Below are 25419 nucleotides of genomic sequence, written 5' to 3' on the forward strand. Positions count from 1 at the left end.
TATGAGCCAAAAAATAGGAATTCAAAACATTTATCCATTAACACCTTTACAAGAAGGCATTTTATTCCATCATTTGATGGATGCGTCTTCGAACGCTTATATTGAGCAGTTAGTACTTTCAATTAAAGGAAGGTTTCATATAGACCATCTGAAAGAGGCTTATCAAAGAATAATTGATCGCCATGATGTGTTTAGAACAGTTTTTCGATCAAAAAAGTTAGCAAAGCCACTACAAGTTGTTTTGAAAACCAGAAAGGCAAAAATACATTTTGAGGATATTACAAGCAGGGACATTGTTAATAAAGAATTATTTCTTGAACATTATCGTGAGCTAGAGGTTGAAAAAGGATTTGATTTAACAAAAGACCAGCTTTTTCGTATTACAGTATTGAAAGTTGCTGATGATGAGTATAAGCTTCTTTTCACATTTCACCACATCATTTTGGACGGGTGGTCAGTAGCAATTGTTCTTGAGGAATTGATGGAAGTGTACCATTCCATTCCTCTGGAAAAAGAAATTTCAATTGACCCAGTGTACCCATACAGCTCATATATTTCATGGGCAGAAAATCAAAATATGAGTGATGCGAGTATATACTGGAATCAATATATTCGTGAGTATGAAGAACCTATTACCATTCCAAAATTATCAAATAAAAAAACATCATCATCCTATGAGGCAGAAGACTTTGTTTTTGATTTTGGTCAAGAAATAACGAGCTCTCTTAGAGATTTAGCAAAGAGACAAAAAGTTACTTTGAATACTGTTGTGCAATCTCTTTGGGGACTACTAGTACATTGGTATTCCCAATCAGAAGACATTATGTTTGGTTCGGTAGTATCAGGCAGGCCAGCTGACCTTCCGGGGATTGAGAAGGCAGTGGGGATGTATATTAATACAGTTCCAGTTCGAATGAAAATCAACAAAGATCTAACATTTTCATCGTTGATTGAATCTGTCCAAAACTTAGGATTGCAGAGTAAACCATATGAGTATTATCCATTATATCTTATTGAAAATAAGCTGAATTCTAATCAGCCTTTGATTGACCATGTATTAGCATTTGAAAACTATCCCTTGAATCAAAAGAGTTTTGAAAAGCGTAATAATAGCAGTTTTGTAGTGGAGAATATTCAATTTTATGATCAGACTCATTACGATTTAAATGTAATCGTGTTTCCTGAGGATAGTCTTAGAGTGAGAATTTCGTTTAATTCTGCCGTCTTTGATGTTGGCTTTATACAAGGTATCAAACAACACCTTGTTGAATTAGCCAAAAAAGTATGCGAATCTCCTAATGAAAAATTGAGGGGGCTTTCTCCTCTCTCCAATGATGAGAAAGCCATCATTTTAAAACATGGGAATGCTGAAATGGCTCAATATCCAAGTGAGTATACGATTCATGAAATTTTTGAAATTTGTTCAGAAAAGTATCCTTCTAAGACTGCATTGAAATATGGAGTACAACATGTAACTTACGAGGAGTTGAATAGTAAGTCTAATAGATTAGCGGCTGTGCTAAGGCAAAAGGGGTTACATCGTGGGGATATTGTAGCAATAATGGCAGACCGTACTCCTGAAATGATTATTGGTATTTTAGCGACATTAAAAGCAGGAGGTACATATCTCCCAGTGGACCCGACTCTTCCATTTGATCGGATTCACTATATGTTAAGTGATAGCAAGGCAAAGTTTATGCTAGGTCAAAATGATGAAATAAAAGAGTACTCAGGAATCTTTATTAGTTTCAAGGATATCCAGCTTCAAAACATCCCTAGCACAAATTTAAAGAATGTTAATGAGCCAACTGATACAGCATATATTATCTACACCTCTGGTACAACTGGAAGACCGAAGGGAGTCATGGTTGATCATAAAAATGTGATAAGGCTACTTCATAATAGTGACATTCAATTTCAATTTGACAGTGGGGACATTTGGACACTATTTCATTCTTTTAGTTTTGATTTTTCAGTATGGGAGATGTACGGGGCTTTATTATACGGAGGAACCTGTGTCATTGTACCGAAAGAAATTGCTCAAAATCCAAAGGCGTTTTTATCTCTGCTTCAAAAAGAAAAGGTGACAGTGTTAAACCAAACTCCTTCAGCATTTTTTCATCTGATTGAGGAGGTTTATAAGAAGACAAACATGACGCTCAATCTTCGATACGTTATCTTTGGTGGAGAAGCATTGAAACCATTGATTCTTCATGAATGGAAGCAAAGATTTCCAGAAATTTGTTTGGTTAACATGTATGGAATCACTGAAACAACTGTTCATGTTACTTATAAAGAAATGAATGAATACGATATCGCTCAAAATATTAGTAATATTGGGAAACCTATTCCTACTAACACAGTTTATATCCTTAATGATCAAAAGGAACTATTGCCTATAGGGGTTCCTGGTGAACTCTACGTAGGAGGTAAGGGTGTTTCAAAAGGGTATTTATTTCAAGAGACTTTAACGAAAGAACGATTTTTAGAAAACCTATTTAGACCAGGAGAATTGATGTATAAAACAGGAGACTTGGTACGCATGCTACCGAGTGGAGATTTGGAATACCTAGGTCGAATAGATCATCAAGTTAAAGTTCGCGGGCATAGAATTGAACTTGGAGAAATCGAGAATCAATTATTAAGCCATTCTGAAATCAAAGAGGCGGTTGTAATTAATCTCAAGGATCATACAGATATGACTTACTTATGTGCATATGTGGTATCTGATAGGGAACTTTCGTCCACTGCCTTAAGAACATATTTATCTAGCTTTCTACCGGATTATATGATTCCTGCTCACTTTGTCTTTCTGGCATCCCTTCCACTAACGGGAAATGGAAAAATTGACCGAAAGGAATTACCTAAGCCAGAGATAAGCAGTAACTTCGCGTATGTAGAACCACAAACGAGCTTAGAGATTGAATTGGCGAAAATATGGAAAGAGGTTCTCGGAGTTGAACGAGTTGGAATCCACGATCATTTTTTTGAATTAGGGGGACATTCTCTTCGTGCAACTCAATTGGTCAATATGATTCATAAGAACTTGGATTTAGAACTTCCATTAAAAATGGTATTTGAGAAACCAACCATCCAACTTATGTGTCAAGAAATAGAAAAACTAAATCCATCGGAAAAAAGGGAGTTCCATGAGATTCAGAAAGTTGAAGAACAGGAATATTATCCTGCATCATCAGCACAAAAACGATTGTTGATTTTAAATCAGCTTGAAAACATAGGAAACAATTATAACATTACGGGTGCGGTTCAATTAGAGGGTCCTGTCGATCCAAAGAGGCTTGAACAGGCAATCCAACAGGTAATCAATAGACATGAAGCGTTACGGACTTCTTTTGAAACTACTGAGGAAGGATTTATTCAGCGGGTTCATCCGCATGTCCCTTTTTCATTAGAGCAATGGGAAGAAAAGGAACCGAAGGCTTCTCAGAGCGTGAATCGCTTTTCGCGTCCTTTCAATCTATCTAATGCCCCTCTATTGCGGGCAGGTCTTGTCAAGACAGGGCCAGAATGTCATGTGTTGATTTTGGATATGCATCATAGTATTTCGGACGAGGCCTCATTGAAGACCATGTTGAAGGAAATTAGTTTGTTGTATAAAGGAGAAGTTCTACCGCCGCTACGCCTTCAATACAAAGATGTGGCAGCCTGGCAAACAGAGCGAATGAAGACAAAAGAATTCTTGGAAGCTGAAACGTTCTGGTTGAAGGAAATGTCAGGAGAGCTCCCAGTGTTAGATATTTCAAGAAGAGAACGACCAAAGTTTCAAAGCTTCGAAGGGGATCGGGTAGATTTTCATGTTCCAACATCATTGGCACAACAGCTTTCTGAACTAGCAACCAAAACAGGGACAACCTTGTATATGGTATTGTTATCTGCTTATCAGCTTCTTCTTTCGAGGTATTCGGGACAAGAAGATATTATTGTGGGATCTCCAGTAGCTAGCCGACCACATGCAGACCTTCAGAATATGGTTGGAATGTTTGTAAATACGATTCCAATGAGAAACAGTCTAAGTGAGGAAGAAAGCATTCGCTCTTTATTACAAAAAGTAAGGGAGCGTGCGCTCCTAGCCTTTGAGCATCAATCATATCCGTTTGAGCAGTTGGTGGAGAAGGTGTCCATCACAAGAGACTTGAGTCGTAACCCGGTCTTCGACCACATGTTTATTATGCATGATGCAGGTACAGCGAAGCTAGAATTGGAGAACGTGGACATCACTTCTTATTCTTTAGAGGATCGCTCCGCAAAAGTAGACCTGACTTTAGAAGTTTCGGAGAATGAGATGGGACTCTCCGCTTGGTTTCAATATAGCACAGCGTTATTTTCAAAAGATGAAATGAAGATAATGTCTTCACACTTTGTCAATATTTTGGAAGAAATCGTAAAGGATACTGATCAGCCATTGTCTTCTATTGAAATGATCTCAGAGGCTGAACGATATACCCTTCTTCATGATTTAAATCCAAAGACAGTAGCGGGAGTCGAACGTACCGTTCACCAACGATTTGAAGAACAAGTTACACATACCCCTGCACAAATCGCGGTTATTTCAAGTGGGAGGGAATACACCTATCAAGAAATCAATGAACGTGCAAATCGAATGGCCCGTGCCCTTCAAAACATGAACGTAGAAAAAGGCGACCGAATCGGGGTTATGGTCAAACGTTCAGAGGATCTTATCATCGCTCTACTCGCTGTATTAAAAACGGGGGCTGCGTATGTACCAATCGATCCAGATTACCCTGAAGATCGTATTGCCTACATGGTTCACGACAGTAACACCAAATATATTATGACGGATGTTCGTGAAGGCCGTTTGTCATCATTTGACGAAAAGCTTTGCTTATTATCAGACTTAGCTGACCAAAGTGAAGATGGTTCCAATCTGGAAGTAGATGTGCTGGCTACGGAGTTAGCGTATATCATCTATACGTCTGGTTCCACTGGAAAGCCAAAGGGAGTTATGGTAGAGCACCGTTCGGTGCACAATTTTATCGAAGGAATGTCAGAATGTGTGAAAATGGCTTCTGGAGATAAAGTGTTGGCATTAACAACGGTATCGTTTGATATTTTTGTCACAGAAACCTTTCTCCCATTGGCAAAAGGCGCATGTGTCATTATGGCAAGTGAGGAAGAACAACAGGACCCAGCCTTATTAAGCAGCCTAATAATGGACAACGAGGTTACAACCATTCAGGCTACACCATCAAGAATAAAAGGGCTTTTGATGTATCCAGAGGGAGAAGAGTGCTTAGAGACAGTCAAGGTAATGATCGTGGGTGGAGAAGCCCTGCCACCTACTCTATTACAAAGTCTACAAGCTTACACGAATCTAACAATCTACAATGCATATGGACCATCAGAAACTTCCGTCTGGTCCACGATTAAAAATGTAACGTCTGATCATGAGGTTACGATTGGTCAACCAATCCGTAATACGCGTTGTTATATCGTAGGACCACATAACCGTTTTCAGCCAATTGGGGTTCTAGGAGAATTGTGTATTGCCGGAAGCGGGGTATCGCGAGGATACTTAAACCGTCCAGAGCTTACGGCAAGTAAGTTTGTGGAAGACCCATTTATGACTGGTGAAACCATGTATAAAACGGGTGACCTGGCACGCTGGTTACCGGATGGCCAGATTGAATATGCAGGACGTATCGACCAACAAGTGAAAATGCGAGGTTACAGAATAGAGCTTCAAGAAATTGAAGTATGTATGGAAGAATGTAACACGATTCGTGAAGCAGCAGTTGCACTTCATAGAGATTCTTTAGGGGACACGTATCTCTGTGGATATGTTGTATGGAACGATCCGGAAAAGACCATTTCTTTTAAAGATCTTAAAGTAGAATTGGCAAAGAGACTCCCAGGATACATGGTACCAACTCATTTTATGGTGCTCGAACAGCTCCCATTAACAGCCAATGGGAAATTGGATCGAAAATCAATGCCTAAGCCAGAACATAGAAACGATAGTTATGTAGAACCACAAACACAGTGGGAAAAGCAATTAACAAAACTATGGAGTAAAGTACTTGGAGTCCAGAAAGTTGGTGTTCATGATCATTTCTTTTCTCTTGGTGGACAATCTTTAAAAGCAATTAAGCTGATTAATGAAATTAATAAGCTATATAACATTGAAATGACAATAAAAGATCTGTTCTTACATCCAACGGTGTATGGAATGTCGCAGATGATTGAAAAGCAAAAAAAGGTTGATTATGTTCCAATAGTTCCATCAAAAAAAGCAGATACCTATCCTATGACATCAGCTCAAAAACGACTGTTCTTACTAAATGAGATGGAAGGCGTAAGCGTTAGCTATAATATGCCTACGGTTTTAGAGGTCACTGGAGAATTTAATATATTTATGCTTCAAAAAGCCTTTACTACTCTAATTGATCGACACGAGATTCTTAGAACCTCATTTGAAATACAGCATGGAGAGCCAGTTCAAAGAATCCATGAGCAGGTTTATAGTGAGATAACAGTTTTAAAAGCGAATCAAGAAAATCTTGATGTTTTTATTGAGGCATCAATCCAGGCGTTTAACCTGACTACCCCACCTTTAATAAGAATGACTGTGGTTGAAGTAGTAGATAAAAATAAGCATTTTGTCATTCTAGACATGCATCATATTATATCGGATGGATTATCGCTAGAAATTATAGAGGCTGAGCTTCTTCAGCTTTACCAAGGTAGGCGTTTAGACAAGCTAGATCTTCAATATAAGGATTTTGCTGTCTGGCAAAAAACACAGCTAAATAAGCAAAGATTAAAAGATCAAGAAATGTTCTGGCTTGAGAAGTTTGAGAAGGATGCTCCGCTCTTAGAGTTGCCTCTTGATTATCAAAGACCAAAGGTAAAAAGCTTTAAAGGTAGTAGGTATCATTTCAATATTGATCAAGAATTCACTCGACAATTGAATCAGCTTGTAAATGAAACGGATGCTACTCTATACATGATTTTGCTTTCATGCTTCCAAGTAACATTATCACGATATACAGGTCAGGAAGATATTGTAGTTGGCACACCTGTTTCTGGAAGGAATCATCCAGATGTCCATAACTTAGTTGGTATGTTTGTTAATATGCTTCCACTAAGGATGTGCGCTACAGGTAAAAAGAGTTTTAGAGATTTCTTACATGAAGTGAAAAAGATAACTTTAGAATCTTTTACAAATCAGGATTATCCGTTTGAGGAATTAATTGGAAAACTAAAATTAGAGAGGGACATAGGAAGAAATCCACTATTTGATGTGGTTTTTGCTCTTCAAAACAGTTCATTGTCTAAGATGGTTCTTACTAATCAGGTTTTTAGTCCTTATCAAGTGAAGGAATCTACTTCAAAATTTGACTTGATGCTGGAGGCAGTAGAAGAAGAAGGAGTTATTCAGCTTAACCTTCAGTATTGTACTGATTTGTTTAATGAGGATACGATTATCCGATTCTCGAAAAGCTTTATTAATATTGTGAAGGCCGTATGCAAAGAACATAACCGACAAATTTGTGATTTAGAAATCCTTTCAGAGGATGAAGAAAAGGAAATTCTGCAGCTCTCAAAAGGTCCTGCATCACATTTTTATCCCGAGCTTACTATTCAGGAAGCTTTTGAAATACAGGTTAATACGCAACCAGACAAAATAGCAGTTATATCCCAAGGACAACCAATGACATACAAGGAACTAAATGATAAAGCGAATAGATTAGCGCATTTTCTTAAGGATAAAGGTGTTCAGGAAGATGAATCAATCGGAATATTGATGGAACAGACTGAAGACATGATTGTTTCAATCTTAGGAGTATTAAAGGCAGGGGCTTCTTACCTTCCTTTAAATTTAGAGTATCCAGCAGATCGATTGAAGTATTTGCTTGAAGATAGCAAGACCCGATTTATTATTGTGGATAAATCGTACGAGGAGAACCTAGATTTCCAAGGAGAGTTCATTAGTGTAGACACCTTTCCGTTTTTTGATTGGTCTGGTGAAAATCTTGAAGTTTCTAATTCGCCTAGTAACCTTGCTTATATTATGTACACCTCTGGGACGACTGGAAATCCTAAAGGAGTTATGGTAACCCATCGAAATGTCAATAGTTTAGTATTACATCCAAATTATGTTGGGTTTGAAGAGACAGATCAAATTCTATTAACTGGTGCAAGTAGTTTTGATGCTACAACTTTTGAAATTTGGGGAGCTTTATTAAATGGTCTGACGGTACATTTATGTGAACGAAGATTGTTGTTTGAGATTAATCGTCTCTCAGACTATATAAAACAAAACAACATTACAATTATGTGGCTTACATCTTCATTATTTAATCAATATGCCGAGCATAATGATGATATGTTTGCTCCTTTAAGGTACTTAATAGTAGGTGGAGAAGCTTTATCACCAAAGCATATCTCTCTTGCCCGTAAGAATAAAAAGCTGAATGTTATAAATGCATATGGACCTACTGAAAACACTACGTTTTCTACGTACTATCCGATTCATAATGATTTCACTAGGAATATACCTATCGGTAGGCCGATAAGCAATTCAAGTGTATTTATAGTGGATTCCTTTAACAATTTACAACCAATCGGAGTAGCAGGTGAAATATGTGTTGGAGGTGCTGGGGTCGCAAGAGGATATCTAAACAAACAAGAGCTAACAAGTAAGAAGTTTACTCAAAATCCATTCGGTGAGGATCGAATTTATCATACTGGTGATATTGGAAGATGGCTACCAGATGGAAATATAGAATATATCGGAAGAATAGACAATCAGGTAAAAATTAGGGGTTATCGAATCGAGCTTAAGGAAATTGAAGCTGCTTTACTAAAACATTCTTCTGTGAGGAATGGAGTTGTAAAAGTTAATGAGGATATCAATAAACAAAAGTGTCTATGTGCATATTATGTTGCTGAGGACCAAATAGAGCCTAGTGAACTAAGAGATGAGTTAAAAAAGAGACTGCCGTCTTATATGATTCCGTCCTTTTTCATAGAATTAAACGAGCTCCCATTAACTGTTAATGGAAAGGTTGACACACAATCTTTACCTAATCCAGATTATGACAAAAGAAATGATGTTACTTTGCCGCGTAATGAGATGGAGGAGATAATGGTAGAGATTTTCAAGGAAGTTCTTGGAGTACCAAACCTAGGGATGAATGAGAGCTTCTTTGATTTGGGAGGAGACTCCATTAAAGCCCTCCAGATATCTGCTAGACTTCATTCAATACAACTAAAAATGGAGGTAAAGGATCTTTTTAAATATCCAACGATTGAGAGTATCGCTCCCTTCATCCAAAAGGTAATAAATGAAGAATTTCAAGGAGCGATAGAAGGAGAGGTACAGTTAACTCCGATTCAAAAATGGTTTTTTGAAAAACTGTCGATGGAGCATTATTGGAATCAAGCAATTATGTTGCACCATAAAGGTAAATTTGATGAACCTACAGTAAGAGCTGTGATGAGAAAGCTAGTGGAGCATCATGATGCTCTACGGATGTCGTATCTGCATGGCAATTCCATTACACAGGTGAATCGAGGAACCACCTTTATGGATGAAGAACTATTCCATTTTGACATTTATGATTATACAAATCTAAAGGATTACCAGTACGAGATCAGCAAAAAAGCTAACAGTCTATACAAAGGGTTGAACTTACAAAATGGACCACTCGTGTCTTTAGGATTATTCAAGACCAGTGAAGGTGACTTTTTGTTATTCATCGTACATCATCTAGTAATTGACGGTGTCTCATGGAGGATATTAATAGAAGATTTTATAAGCGGCTACCAAAATATGATTCAAACGAAGGATTTATGTATGCCTAAGAAAACAGCATCCTATCAATCTTGGTCTGCATTCCTTTCTTCATACTCTAAAGATACTAGTTTGTTAAAAGAAATCGAGTATTGGGAGGGTATTTTTAAACATAATATTCCGAAGATTGAGAAAGAATTTACTGAAACAACTAATCTTTCTAAGCATAGCCGTATTGTATCTGTTGAATTTTCTAAGGAAGAAACCATCAGTTTACTAAATGATGTTCACCATGCATTTCATACAGAGAAAAATGATATTTTACTAACTGCACTGGCATTAAGCCTAAAATCCTGGACTGGAAATAGTAAGTTCCTAGTTAATCTTGAAGGACACGGAAGAGAAGCAATAACGAGTAACATCAACATTTCTCGTACAATCGGTTGGTTTACTTCAATCTTTCCTGTTTTATTAGATGTCACATTTTCAGAGGAAAAAAGTCATCTAATCAAACAAGTAAAAGAGATGATGAGAGGAATTCCTAATAAAGGTATAGGTTTTGGGATATTAAAATATTTATCACCTTTTGGAGAACAAATTCAGTTTGCAGCAAAGTCGGAGCCACAAATTAGTTTTAACTTTCTGGGGGAATATGGAAACGAATTGAAGAAGCCTTTTACTCTATCCTCATTACCTATAGGAGAATCGATTAACCCTGAATCAGTTCGACCACATGATATTGAAATCCTTGGGAAAGTAGTAAATGGAGCATTACAGTTTCAGTTTGAATATAACAAATTACATTTTTCCAACAAGACAATGGAAAGATTGGCAAGGTTGTTCAAGTCACATCTGATTGATTTAATTCATCTATGTACGATGAAGAAAGAAAGTGAATATACTCCTTCAGACTACGGTGATAATCATAATTTAACATTTGATGAACTAGAAAATTTACAAGACCTGATTGCAGCAAAATTCAAATCCTAGGAGGGTTATGATGGCAGCGCCAGAAATCAAAAAGATCTACCCTTTGTCCCCGATGCAGGAGGGTATGCTATTTTACGCTTTGTATTCAAAGAAAAGCAAAGCTTACTTTGAGCAGGTTCGTCTAGAGATTAAGAAAAGTATTGATATTCGAGTGTTTGAGGAAAGCTTTAACCGCTTGATTGCCCGCCATGATATTTTGCGTTCAATCTTTATTCACGAAGAGGTCCCCCGACCTCTTCAGGTTGTATTAAATCAAAGACAAGCCAACATTCACTATGAAAATATTCATCAACTAAATCCAGAAGAACAGGAGCAGGCTTTAACTAGTTATTTAGAGGAAGATAAAAAGCGATTATTTGAGCTGGATAAAGATTTACTAATGAGAATTGCAGTATTTGAAACAGGAACTTCTTCTTTTACTGTGATTTGGAGCTTTCATCATATCTTGCTGGATGGCTGGTCATTAGGACTTTTGTGGGAAGAATTCATGTCCATATATGAAGGAATGATGACTCGTGACCCGGCTAATTTACCACCCATACAGCCTTACAGTAATTATATTAACTGGTTGGAAAAACGTGATAGGAAAGAATCTCTAAAATACTGGAAGAGCTATTTAAGCGGCTATGAGGTACAAGCCTCATTACCGAAGAAAACGGAGAGCCATGCTGATGATGATTACGATTTAAAATGGATTGACATTCCCTTAGACGATAACCTGCTAGCCAAAATGGAGTCGCATGCAAGACAGCTAAAAGTTACACTTAATAGTTACATCCAAGTAGTATGGGGGATATTGTTAACAAAATACAACAAAACTAAGGATGTCGTTTTTGGTTCTGTATTATCAGGCAGACCATCAGAAATTCCGGGTGTTGAGCAAATGATTGGTTTATTTATACAGACGGCACCTGTGAGAATTACAGTTTCCAAAGAATCTACCTTTGAAGAATTACTAGTAAAGGTACAAAAGGATGCTCTTGCTTCACAGGAGCACTCCTTTGTACCATTAGCAGATATTCAAGCTCAGAGTGACCTTGGAAAAGAGCTTCTCAATCATTTGGTGATGTTTGAAAATTATCCTCTTAATACTAACCTTCATGATGAAAGAGAGCATAAATTATCGGTAAGTAAGATGGACATCATTGAGCATACAAACTATGATTTTCAATTATTAGTCATTCCAGGAGAACATTATAATGTAAGACTCAGCTTTAATGCTACTGTTTATGAACAGGAATTGATGAAAAATATTTCAGTTCATTTCCATAATCTGTTGAAGCAAGTGACTGATTTCCCAGGGGTAGCAATCAATGATATTGAAATACTTACTAAGTCAGAAAAACAAAAAATCTTGGAATTTAGTACGGGCAACAATGTTAAATTGAGAAAAGATATTATGATTCATGAAATTTTACAGGAGCAGGCTACACGTATTCCCGACAAGATCGCATTGAGGTTTGGAAATGAGTATCTTACATATAAGCAATTAAATGAAAAATCGAATCAATTGGCATCCGTACTGCAGGAAAACGGATTAAGAGCGGGAGAAACCGTAGGTATCAGACTTAATCGATCCCTTGAGATGGTGATAGGGATATACGGAATTCTTAAAGCTGGTGGTGCCTATTTGCCGATAGATCCTTCCTTTCCAAACGAGCGGACTAGCTATTTGTTAGAAGATACAAATACTCGCTATTTATTAACAAAGTCGGATATTAAGCCATTAAACTCGGGATTTGAAGGGACCACTCTACTTTTAGATAATCAAAACTTATATACGGGTGATGTTAAAAATATTGATTCCCGTAATTCGCCTGAGGATTTAATCTATGTTATTTACACTTCCGGGTCAACTGGAAAGCCAAAAGGAGTCATGGTCCAACATAATTCAGTAATGAACCGTCTCTATTGGATGCAAAGAGAATATCCGATTACTGAGGATGACGTGATTTTACAAAAGACCCCTTTTACTTTTGATGTATCTGTTTGGGAGTTATTTTGGTGGACAATTACCGGTTCGTCCCTATGTCTACTTGCTCCAGGGGGTGAAAAGGATCCTGAGGTTTTAGTGAATACCATATATCAAAACGATGTGACAATCCTACATTTCGTTCCATCCATGCTTCAGGTATTTCTGAAGTATGTCGAGGACAAAAAAGAGACAGTTAAACAACTTTCCTTAGTGAAATATTTCTTTGCCAGCGGCGAAGCATTGTTATTGAATCAAGTTCACAAATTCAATGAGTTGCTTTTCACAGCAAACGATACAAAATTAATTAACTTATATGGACCGACTGAGGCAACCGTTGATGTTTCTTATTATGACTGTAGTACAAAGTGCATTGATGGTCGAGTTCCAATCGGTAAACCTATAGATAATGTTCAGCTTTATATTGTTGATGCATACAATCGACTAATGCCAGTAGGTGTTATTGGAGAGCTTTGTATTGCGGGTGATGGATTAGCAAGAGGGTATTTAAATCGACATGATTTAACGAATGAAAAGTTTGTTAATAATCCATTTAACAAAGGTACAAAAATGTATCGTACAGGAGACTTGGCTCGATGGCTATCCAATGGCCAAATTGAGTATTTAGGCAGACTGGATCATCAAGTTAAGGTTAGGGGATACAGAATTGAGCTCCAAGAGATTGAAGCTTTTCTATTAGAACATGTAAAAGTAAGTGAAGCCGTTGTTACCCTTCGAAAAGATGTTTCAAATGAGGGTTATCTCTGTGCGTATGTTGTTCTAAAACGTGATTGGATAAAGGACTCTTCCGTCATACAGAGTGAGCTTAAAGAGTTTCTTGGAACAAATGTACCAGGATACATGGTACCAGCACACATTGTAACTTTGTCTAAGATGCCTCTTACCCCTAATGGAAAATTAGATCGTAAATCACTTCCAGAACCAAAGGTATTATTAAACAATCGTTATGAAACTCCTCAAGCTGGTACAGAGCAACTGATAGCAGAGATTTGGAAAGAAATTTTAGGTATTAAAGATATAGGGGTACACGATGATTTCTTTGATTTAGGTGGGCATTCATTAAAAGCTACGATGTTAGTAGCAAGATTAAAAAAGATTATTGGGAAAACAATTCCGTTAAGTGAGTTCTTTGAGAATTCTACGATTCGCAAGCTGGCTGAGAAGCTAGAACTAGAGACGATCGAACAGAAAAAGGAAGATATCCAGCAGGCTGTTATCAGTTCTAGCTATCCGCTTTCTTCATCACAGCAACGATTATTCGTGCTTAATCAATTTGAGGAAATTGGAACGAGCTACAACATGCCGAATGCTCTCATAATTGATGGAGCAATTGATATCAAACAACTCAGGGCTTCGATTCATCAAGTTGTACGTCGTCATGAGACACTAAGGACTGTTTTTGATATACATGATGGAAAGCCTGTTCAGATTATAAAAGATACGATTGAAGTTGAAGTTGAACAAGTCAATGCCATAGGAGAAGCGATATCTCAAATTGCTTCAAATTTTGTTCAACCATTCAATTTGAATGAGGGACCATTGTTCCGTGTATCATTAGTAACTCTCAACGAAAATCGTCATTTACTTCTCTTTGACATACATCATATTTTATCAGACGGGATTTCAATGAATATACTAGTGAAAGAAGTTTTATCAAGGTATAAAGGACAAGAGTTCGAACCGCTTTCTATTCAATATAAAGATTTTGCAGTATGGCAACAAAGTGAAAAAAATGCAGATTTATATTTAAAACAACAGAATTATTGGTTAAATCAATTCAAAAATGAACCAGTACCATTGGATTTACCTCTTAAAGGAAAGAGGCCAGCAATCCAAAGCTTTGAAGGGAACCGCCTATCAGGTAAATTCGATCCCGAACTGGTTAAAAAGTTAAAGAATTTGGTGCAAGAAACCGAAAGCAGCGTGTACATGATTTTAATGGCTGCATATAATATTTTACTTTCCAAATATAGTGGACAAGAAGATATTGTAATTGGCTCACCAGTGTCAGGTAGATCACGTGAAGAAATTCAAGCTATTATTGGTGTCTTTGTGAACATGTTACCAATGAGGAATTATCCTTCTGGAGCAAAAAGTTTCCGTTCCTTTTTACAGGATGTGAAAAAGAAAACATTGGATGCATTGGAACATCAAGACTATCCATTTGAGGATTTAATTGAAAAACTTGAACTTCGTAGAGATACAAGCCATCACCCATTATTTGATGTAGTTTTGGTTCACCAAAACATGGAGCAGACACAATTCATTTTAGACAATACAATCGTTACATCTTTTGAATTGCCACAACAAACGTCAAAATTCGATTTAACATTAGAAACTGTAGAAGAAACTAAAGGCATTTCATTTAGTTGGGAGTATAAAACGTCTCTGTTCTCAGAGGAGATGATAAACCAAATTAGTACTCATTTTATAGAGATCCTTAAAAAGGTAGTTGAACAGCCCGATAGTCCCATCAGTCAATTTGATGTAGTGACTATTGAGGAACAAGAGCAAATCAAACAACAATTCAATAAAATGGATACCGATTATCCTAAGCATGAAACCATCCATACTATTTTTGAAAAACAAGTAGAGAATTTCCCTGAAAATAGAGCAATTTCGTTTGCTGGACACTTTATGACATATAGAGAATTAAACAATTGCGTCAATCAGTTAGGCAGCAAATTAAAAAAGACAGGAATTGGTCCTGAGAAGCTTGCCATCATTTTAATGGATCGTTCACCAAATATGATTATTAGTATATTGGCAGTTTTAAAGGCAGGAGGAGCGTATGTTCCAATAGATCCCTCTTATCCGAAGGAACGTATTCAATTCATTATAGATGATTGCGAAGCACAGATCATCTTATCGGAAGCAGAACTTCCTAAGGGATTAGCCTTTAAAGGAGAATTGGTTCGTGTAGATAAGGTGAATCTCGAAATGGATAGACCTACACCGAATTTGCCTATAGAGGCTAAAGCTGAGAACCTAGCTTATATCATTTATACGTCAGGTACTACAGGTAAACCAAAAGGAGTAATGATTGAGCATCGAAACGTAGTACGCCTTCTTAAGAATGATAGCTTTTTGTTTGATTTTGATGAAAATGACGTATGGACCGTATTCCATTCCTATAGCTTTGATTTTTCTGTTTGGGAGATATTTGGGGCGTTATTGTACGGAGGAACTAGTGTAATAGTTTCTAAAGAAACTGCTCAGAATCCTGAGTTATTTTTACATGTATTAGAAAAAGAAAAAGTTACAATTTTAAATCAAACTCCATCTGCATTTAGTTCACTTATAAAACAAGAACAGAGTTCATCTGTTAATTTGTCGTTAAGATACATTATTTTTGGAGGAGAAGCCTTAAGCCCATCGGTATTGAAGGGATGGTATAAAAAGTATCCTGATGTCCGTCTCATTAATATGTATGGAATAACAGAAACGACTGTCCATGTAACATATAAAGAAATCACCTGGCAAGATATTCAAGGGGAGACAAGTCCAATAGGTCAGCCGATTCCTACTTTGGCAATATATATCTTAGACAAGTGGGGGAATTTGACACCTTTTGGAGTACCTGGAGAGCTTTGCATAGCTGGAGATGGATTGGCACGAGGGTATTTAAACCAGCCTGAACTAACAGCGGAAAAGTTTATCGTACATCAGAATGAAGCAGGTTCTCGACTATACCGATCAGGAGATCTAGCTCGTTGGCTGCCTGACGGCAGTATCGAATATTTAGGACGTATAGATGATCAGGTGAAAATTCGGGGACATCGGATTGAGCTTGGAGAAATCGAAGCCCAGCTTCTTCAGATGGAAGGAGTTGAAGATGCTGTCGTTCTAACAAGAAATGATGCGGATGGAACGGCGTATTTATGTGGTTATTTAGTGAGTCGAGAGGATGTAACGATCTCTGCGATTCGAAACCATTTGTCTCGTACTCTTCCAGATTATATGATTCCTGCCTCATATGTTCTATTAGATCAACTACCTTTGACTCCTAATGGAAAGGTAGATAAAAGGGCATTGCCTGAACCAGAAGGTTTGATTCACTTGGGAGTCGAGTATGAAGCCCCTCAGGGAGAAGCTGAACAGCGGCTCGCACGTGTATGGAAGGAAGTGCTTAAAGCTGGAAAGGTTGGACGCCACGATCATTTCTTTGATCTTGGAGGAGATTCTATCAAGGGTATACAAGTGGCGGCTCGCCTTCACGAGAAAGGATGGAAGCTCCAATTAAAAGACCTTTTCCGATATCCGACTGTCGCCGAGCTAGCCCCTTATGTTCAACAAGTGACAGGCGGGCAGATCAGTCAAGATGAGGTGACAGGAGAAGTCAGCTTATCGCCTATCCAGCGATGGTTTTTTGACCAGAGATTTGAAGAAGCCCATCATTGGAACCAAGCAGTTCTATTAGAAAGTCCGGAGGACTTAGATCCAGTGGCACTTCAATCCTCATTTGAGTCTCTCTTACACCATCATGATGCGTTGCGGATGACATATCGTGAAGAAGAAGGGCAAATTCTCCAATGGAACCGAATCACTACGGAAGAGAATCTGTATCATTGGGAAACCATCCAAATAAGTGATATCGGTGATTCATTGGCTTCAAAGATAGAGAAAGAGTGTACACGTCTTCAGTCTAGGTTGAATCTCGCTGAAGGTCCACTTGTAGCTGGGGGATTATTTCAGACGAAAAAAAATGATTACTTTTTCGTTGCGATCCATCACCTTGCGGTCGACGGTGTATCTTGGCGCATCCTGTTAGAAGATCTTTGGGAAGGATATCAACAGGCTAAGAGGTCTGAACCGATCCAATTACCGATGAAAACGGACTCCTTCCAAAAGTGGTCAAGTGAGTTAACACAGTATGCACAAGGTCGAGCAATTAAGAAGGAGCTAGCCTATTGGAAGGATGTCGTGAGTATTCCAGTCACTCCATTGCCAAAGGACGGAAATGCATCAGAAAATCGGATTGCGGATGAAGATCAAGTGATCATTCAGTTCACAAGAGAGGATACAGCCAGATTAGTAAAAGAAGCAAACAGAGCATATCGGACGGAGATCAACGATCTCCTGTTAACTGCCCTTCATGGAGCCGTCCAAGAATGGACAGGTGATGAGAATCTAGTAGTGGATCTCGAAGGACATGGTCGAGAATTTATTGGTGAAGGCATCGATATTTCTCGTACAGTAGGGTGGTTTACGTCCATGTTCCCTGTCGCCCTAACATCTTCAGGTTCAATCGAGATAGGGGGAAAGCTACAGGCTATCAAAGAACAGCTGCGTCGGATTCCGAATAAAGGAATTGGCTATGGACTTTTAGCCTATCTAAGTTCTCTTGATGAGAAATTACAAACCTATCATCCAGAGATTGGGTTTAATTATCTAGGTGATTTTGGCGAAGGTTTACAAAATGACAAGCAAGCAATGACAATGTCGGACATATCAAGTGGTACTTCGCTTGGTATGGCTAATCATCGGGTTCATACATTGGAAATCAATGGGATGACTCTAGAAGGAAGCCTTCAATTTAGGGTGAGCTTCAATCGTTTTGAATTCAAGAAGTCGACCATTGAAACGTTCGCAGAAGGGTTTAAAAGAAACCTCAATCAGCTTGTGGATTATTGTATCGCACAGGAACAGAGTGTGAAGACACCTTCAGACGTTGGGTTGTCCACTCTTCCAATTGAGGTATGGAAGGATATTCAAAAGGTTCACTCAGCGGAATCGATTGAGGAAATTCGCCCTCTAAGCCCAATGCAGGAAGGGATATTATTTGAGAGTTTAATGAATCCGAATTCGCCTGCATACTTTGAACAATTGAGTTTTGTGGTTAATGGCAAACTCGAAAGGGAGTATTTATGGCAGAGTTTTCAGGACCTGGCGGTCCGACATGATATTCTCCGAACGGTATTCACAACTGAAGGGGAACATCCTCTACAGATTGTAGTAAAGGAACTACTGTTAGACGTGAAGGAGTTTTCACTTTTAGATATCACACCGGATGAGAGGCAGGCAGCCATTGAGGCAAGGAAAGAAGCTGATAAAGAGAAAGGTTTTGATCTGAAAAAGGGTCCATTGATGCGTCTAACGGTACTTGAAACCGACAAAGAAGAATTTGTGTTGATTTGGAGCCATCACCATATCTTGATGGATGGATGGTGCTTAGGCATCCTTCTTCAAGAATTCTTGACCCTCTATGCAGCGAGGAAAGAGGGGCGTCGAGCGGAGCTTGGCCCAGTGGAATCATATGGAAGATATATTGAATGGCTGACCAATCAGGACCGAGAAGAGGCAAAGGAATATTGGAGAGAGAAGGTAGCGGGGTATGTCGAGCAGGCTAGTCTTCCAAAAAAACAAATGACCTCTGCCTCGACTTACAAACAGGAAGAATTGAGTTATACCATGTCTACAACGTTATCAAAACAGGTTGAACAAGTAGCTCGGCATTTGAATAGTACGATAAGTACAGTTTTACAGGCTGCATGGGGAGTGTTGTTATCGCGTTATTGTCAACAAGAGGATGTGATATTTGGAACAGTTGTTTCAGGAAGACCACCAGCAGTGAAGGGAATTGAAAAGACCGTAGGTCTATTTATTAACACAATCCCAGTTCGTTTCCAAGCTGCAAAAGATAAAACATTCGTGGACTTGGTGAAGGAAGGTCAGTCATGGGTAGTTTCTTCCCAAGAACATAGCTTTTTATCACTAGCTGAAATACAAGCAGAAAGTGAACTTGGACAAGGACTGATTGATCATATCTTTGTGGTAGAAAATTATCCTTTTGATGAAGAGGCGATGTCTGAAAAAGGAGCACGGGCGGACTTACGTATTAAAAATGAAGGCGTATTTGAACAAACAAGCTTTGATTTTAATGTTATTGTCGTTCCGGGAGAACAGATACATTACGCGTTTCGATATAATCCAGAAGTTTATGAGACAGCCTTAATAAATTATCTGAAGGGACATTTTGTGAGAGTAATAGAGCAAGTAATTGAATCTCCAGAAACCAATATTTCGGAGGTACAACTTACTTCAGCTTATGAACAGTCCTGCTTACAATCCTTTAACGACACTGAAAAGGACTATAATTTGGAACAAACTTTCGTAAAGTTGTTCGAAGAACAAGTAGATAGGGCACCGTTTAATGTAGCAGTGGTGGCAAGTGAAATGAAATGGACTTATGAAAGGCTAAATCAAGAAGCCAATCAGCTTGCGCGTCATCTTCAGGCAAAAGGTCTTAGTTCCGAGCAGATAGTGGCTATTCTCGCGGAACCTTCTGTGGAGATGATTTTAGCTGTACTAGCAGTATTAAAGGCTGGTGGAGCATATGTGCCGATTGATCCAAATTATCCATCGGAAAGAATCCAATATATGATTAAGGACAGTCAAGCGGAGATCGTCATCACTCATCATCATTTATCCGATAAGGTCAATGGGGAACGAGAGAAAGTAATTCTTGAGGAGCGAAGCTGGGTAAGGGAGTCTGTCGAAAACCTTCCAACCTCCTGCGAGCCAAATGGATTGGCCTATGTCATTTATACATCTGGGACAACTGGCCACCCCAAAGGGGTAATGATTGAGCATCGCTCACTCTCCAATTTATGTCAGTGGCATAACGATCAGTTTGAATTGACGGAATTGGATCGAAGTACAAAAATTGCAGGATTTGGATTTGATGCATCTGTGTGGGAAATATTCCCTCCTTTACTAAAGGGAGCTGCACTCTATGTTGTGCCGGAGGAATTTCGTACAGACATACACGAACTTAACAAGTTCTTTGAACAAAATCAAATTACTATCAGTTTCTTACCGACTCCACTGTGTGAACCGTTTCTAGCCTTGGACAACCAGTCTTTACGTATATTGTTGACAGGAGGGGACAGGCTAAAAACGTATCAACCTGTTCGATTCCAGCTCATTAATAATTATGGGCCTACAGAAAATACAGTAGTTGCGACAAGTGGTGCGATTGATCATCAATCTACGAATCTACCGATTGGTAGACCGATTGCCAATACCCAAGTTTACATTCTAGGGAAGAATCATGAACTACAACCGATTGGAGTACCCGGAGAGCTTTGCATAGCTGGAGATGGATTGGCACGAGGGTACTTAAACCAACCTGAGCTAACAGCGGAAAAGTTTATCGAACATCCGCATGAAGCAGGTTCTCGACTATACCGATCTGGGGATCTAGCTCGTTGGCTGCCTGACGGCAGCATCGAATATTTAGGCCGTATAGACGATCAGGTGAAAATTCGGGGACATCGCATTGAGGTTGGAGAAATCGAGGCTCAGCTACTTAAACTAAAAGAAGTTGAAGACGCTGTTGTTCTTGCGCATAAAGATTCGGATGGAATGGCTTATCTATGTGCTTACTCGGTGAGCAGTGAAAAGATAAAGGAAAAGAAAGTCCGTGTTGAATTAGCTAAAAGACTACCAGAATATATGATCCCAGCATTTTTTATGCAGATTGATCAGCTTCCACTTACAAGAAACGGAAAAGTTGACCGCAATGCGTTAGTTGAGAAGAGTATTTCTATTGAATCAATAAAGAGTGAAAAGCCAAGAAATCAAACTGAAGAACGCTTGTTAAGAATCTGGAAAGAGGTATTAGATTCAAAAGTAATTGGAGTTGATCATAACTTCTTTTACAAGGGTGGTCATTCTTTAAAAGCGGCAAGTTTGGCTGCGAAGGTAAGTAAAGAATTTAATCTTGATTTTCCTATCAGAGCAGTTTTTGAAAACCCGACAATTGCTGAAATGGCCTCTTTTCTCAAGACAATAGATAGTAAAAAACATAATAGGATAACACTTGCAGATGAGATGACTCATTATCCTGCCTCTTCAGCACAGGAACGTCTTTTTATTATTAACCAATTTGATAAATCGAACATCAGTTACAACATTCCGGCTATCTTTACAAGTAATGAAAGGATAGATGAGAAAAAACTGAAAGAAGTGCTAAAGTGTCTTGTTGAGAGACATGAATCATTAAGAACATCATTTGAACTGAAGGCTGGGGAACTTCTACAAATAATTGCAGATGAAGCTGATATAGAGGTCAAAATTTATTACATGAAAGCAGTGAATCTAAATGAAGAAATGCAAAAGTTTGTAAAGCCTTTTGACTTATATTCTTCACCTCTGATGAGAGTCAATCTATTACGCTTAGAAGAAGGAACAGATATTTTAATGGTGGATATGCACCATATTATTAGTGATGGCGTGTCTATAGATATATTAATGAATGATTTCATAAAACTATACTATGGAGAGGGTCTCGCTTCACTCCCCATTCAATACAAAGACTATGCAGTTTGGCAAAAAAGAGAACTTGAGTCTGATAGATTGGCCATACAGGAGGCATACTGGCTGAACCAGTTCGATGATGAATTACCAACCCTTGAATTACCAACTGATTTTACAAGGCCAGCAATAAACGAATTTATCGGAGATAGATTTAGAGTTTCAATTGATGAAGCTTTATATAGCAGAGTAAAGGATTTAGCGTTAGCAACTAATACGTCTATATATATGTTGTTACTTTCAGCATACTCTGTTTTGTTATCAAAGTATTCACAACAAGAGGATATTATTATTGGATCGCCGATTTCGGGAAGAATACAAGAGGAAGTTCAAGGATTAATTGGAATGTTTGCTAATACTCTTGCGTTAAGAGTTAATCCAAAAGGGACATATTCATTTTCAGAATTTCTTCAAGATGCAAAAGAGGTAATCTTAGATGCTTTTGAAAATCAAGAATATCCCTTTGAGAAGTTAGTAGAGAAGTTAAATATTAAACGAGATGTCAGCAGAAATGCGATTTTTGATACCGTATTTGTTCTAAGACATGCAGAAACAGCTGCTTCAGAAAATTCACTGCTGAGCCCTATAACTGTAGCTAACCCTACTTCAAAATTTGATATTACGTTAGAGGTCATTGATGATGGAAAGAATTTAATGTTTGAGTGGGAATACAGTACCCAATTGTTTACATCTGGAACCATCCAAAAAATGGCTAAACATCTTATTGCTATTTTGAAGAGTGTCACTGAACATCCTAATTTCTTAATCCAAGACATTAAATATTTGTCGAAAGAAGAGGAAAAGGAAATATTAGTAGATTTCAATGCGACTGACATGACATTTCCAATCGAACGGACACTAGATCAAATGGTGGAGGAACAAGCTATTAAGAGTCCATTTGAAACAGCTCTTATATATGGAGAACGTTGTATTACTTATCGGGAACTGTCGAAACAGGCAAACGCAGTGGCTTCATGCCTTGTACAGGTAGGTATACAGCCAGGTGACCATGTAGGCATTATAGCTGGGAGACATGCGGAAGCCGTGGCAGGATTGCTTGGAATATTAAAGACAGGAGCTGCCTATGTTCCAATGGAACCGGATTATCCTAAGGAGCGTATTCGTTATATCCAGGAACAGTCACATATTACCCATGTTGTACTGGATGGAGAATCTAGACAACAAGAAGAATATCTGCTTCCCGGGACAAAGGTTATCAAATTGGAGGAAGCAATCAATAGCCATGTCACCAAACCAACTAATTCTAAGGATTCGTCAAATCTGGCGTATATCATCTACACTTCCGGATCGACTGGAAAGCCTAAAGGAGTCATGATTGAACATAAATCAGCTGTAAACTTGATTCATTGGGTGAACTCGACCTATCGGGTAGGACCTAAAGATCGACTTTTGTGGTTGACGTCGATGTGCTTCGACCTTTCTGTCTATGACTTGTTCGGAATACTAGCAGCTGGAGGGACAGTCGTAATCGCTCAAAAAGAGGATGTACAGAACCCGCTTCGTTTACAGGAAATGCTAAGGAAGGAGAGAATCACGTTTTGGGATTCTGTGCCTACCACTCTGAACCATGTTATTCGAAGTCTAGATGAAAGTGAGATCTCGTACTTACAGGAGGATTTACGTCTCATCTTCTTAAGTGGGGACTGGATTCCAGTAAATCTAAAGAAACGAGCTGAGGTATACTTGCCAAATGCTAAGATGATTGGACTAGGAGGGGCAACCGAAGGGACAGTTTGGTCTAATTATTACCCAATTGAAACAGTGCATGATGGACAAAAAAGTATCCCATATGGAAAGCCAATTGGCAATAATACCTTTTATATCCTTGATGCCAATCAGTGCCCTGTACCAAAGGGTGTAACAGGAGAACTATACATTGGTGGAATAGGAGTGGCACGTGGCTATATTGGAGATGATGAAAAAACAAATGCATCCTTTATGAAAGATCCTTTCCAAAAGGAAGAAACGGCTCGGATGTATCGTACAGGAGATCTCGGTCGAATGATTTCAGATGGAAACATGGAGTTTCTTGGAAGAAAGGATTATCAAGTGAAGGTAAGAGGCTACCGAATTGAGCTTGGGGAAGTGGAAGCACAACTTACTACACATCATGGAGTAAAGGAAGCATTAGCTACTGTAATTAAGGATGGAGAAGAAAATAGTGGAATAGTAGCTTATCTACTTGGAGACAAGAGCATACAAGACAGTGAACTTCGGCAGCACTTATTAGCATCTTTGCCGATCTATATGCTTCCAGCGCATTACATTTGGTTAGAAAAATGGCCACTAAGTAGTAATGGGAAAATTGATCGAAAGTCATTGCCAAATCCCAAAGAGCTTTATTACCACAAGGAGTATGATGCTCCAAAAAGTAGTATGGAAAAAGTTTTGGCGGATATTTGGAAATCAATATTAGGAATTGAGAAAATTGGGCTTCAAGACGACTTTTTCGAATTAGGAGGACAATCGCTTAAGGCGGCTTCGTTAGCTACACATATTCTTAAAACAATAGGAATAGAGGTACCTTTGCATTGGATATTCCAATATACAACTCTAGAGAGTTTGTCAAATCAGATAGAAAATTTACAATTAAAAGGGTTAGTGGGCGATAGTCCAGTGATCAAATTACAAGATGGGGAAGATCCAATTTTCTGTTTCCCTCCTGTCGCTGGATTTGGTTTTGAATATAAAGGCTTAGCTCAATATCTAAATGAACGGGCTGTATATGGTTTTGACTTCATTGAAGCAGATAACCGAATTGCACAATACGTAACAATCATTAAAGAAATTCAACCGGAAGGGCCATATACGTTACTTGGATATTCTGCAGGAGGAAATCTTGCATTCGAAGTTGTCAAGGCTTTAGAAGTAAATGGAGATATGGTAGCTAAGCTAATTATCATGGATGCAGAACGAAATGAAGCCATTGGGTCAGTTACCAATGAACAGATTATAAGAGAGACAGAAGAACAACTCATTGCTGTTCAAGAAAAGTACCGTGAATACTTAAGTGTACCAGCATTTCGTCAAGCGGTGAATAAAAGGATTAAGAATTATCGAATCTATCTAAATGATACGGTAAACGAAGGATCTATTTATGCAGATATCTTTGCAGTCCGTTCTAGAGATACCACAAGCTTAGGGTGGGGAATTGCTACAAAAGGCGAATATAAAGAATTTCAAGGATATGGAAAGCATAGTGAGATGTTAGAGGATCCGAACATTCAAGAAAATGTAAAGCAGGTTAATGCGATTTTATCAATGAATAAAAAGAAGTTTCCAGAATCTATTGGATAATGTTATCAGTGGAAGGGGATCA

2 protein-coding genes are annotated in these 25419 nt (G+C 38.3%); both read left to right on the forward strand.

The features are described from left to right. Position 1 precedes the first annotated feature (1 nt). Positions 2 to 10768 carry a non-ribosomal peptide synthetase gene (locus FSZ17_RS07090; RefSeq protein WP_146846410.1) on the forward strand — a complete coding sequence of 3589 codons (10767 nt, stop codon included), beginning with the start codon at positions 2 to 4 and terminating at the stop codon, positions 10766 to 10768. Positions 10769 to 10778: 10 nt separating this feature from the next. Continuing rightward, a complete protein-coding gene (locus FSZ17_RS07095) occupies positions 10779 to 25397 on the forward strand; it encodes a non-ribosomal peptide synthetase (protein WP_185150677.1) in 14619 nt (4872 codons plus the stop codon). Positions 25398 to 25419 lie beyond the last annotated feature (22 nt).

This window comes from Cytobacillus dafuensis, from assembly GCF_007995155.1.
Classification (GTDB): Bacteria; Bacillota; Bacilli; order Bacillales; family Cytobacillaceae; genus Cytobacillus; species Cytobacillus dafuensis.

Coding starts and splice junctions, on each gene's coding strand:
- FSZ17_RS07095 (WP_185150677.1), top strand. CDS start 10,779: ATGGCAGCGCCAGAAATCAAAAAGATCTACCCTTTGTCCCCGATGCAG.
- FSZ17_RS07090 (WP_146846410.1), top strand. CDS start 2: ATGAGCCAAAAAATAGGAATTCAAAACATTTATCCATTAACACCTTTA.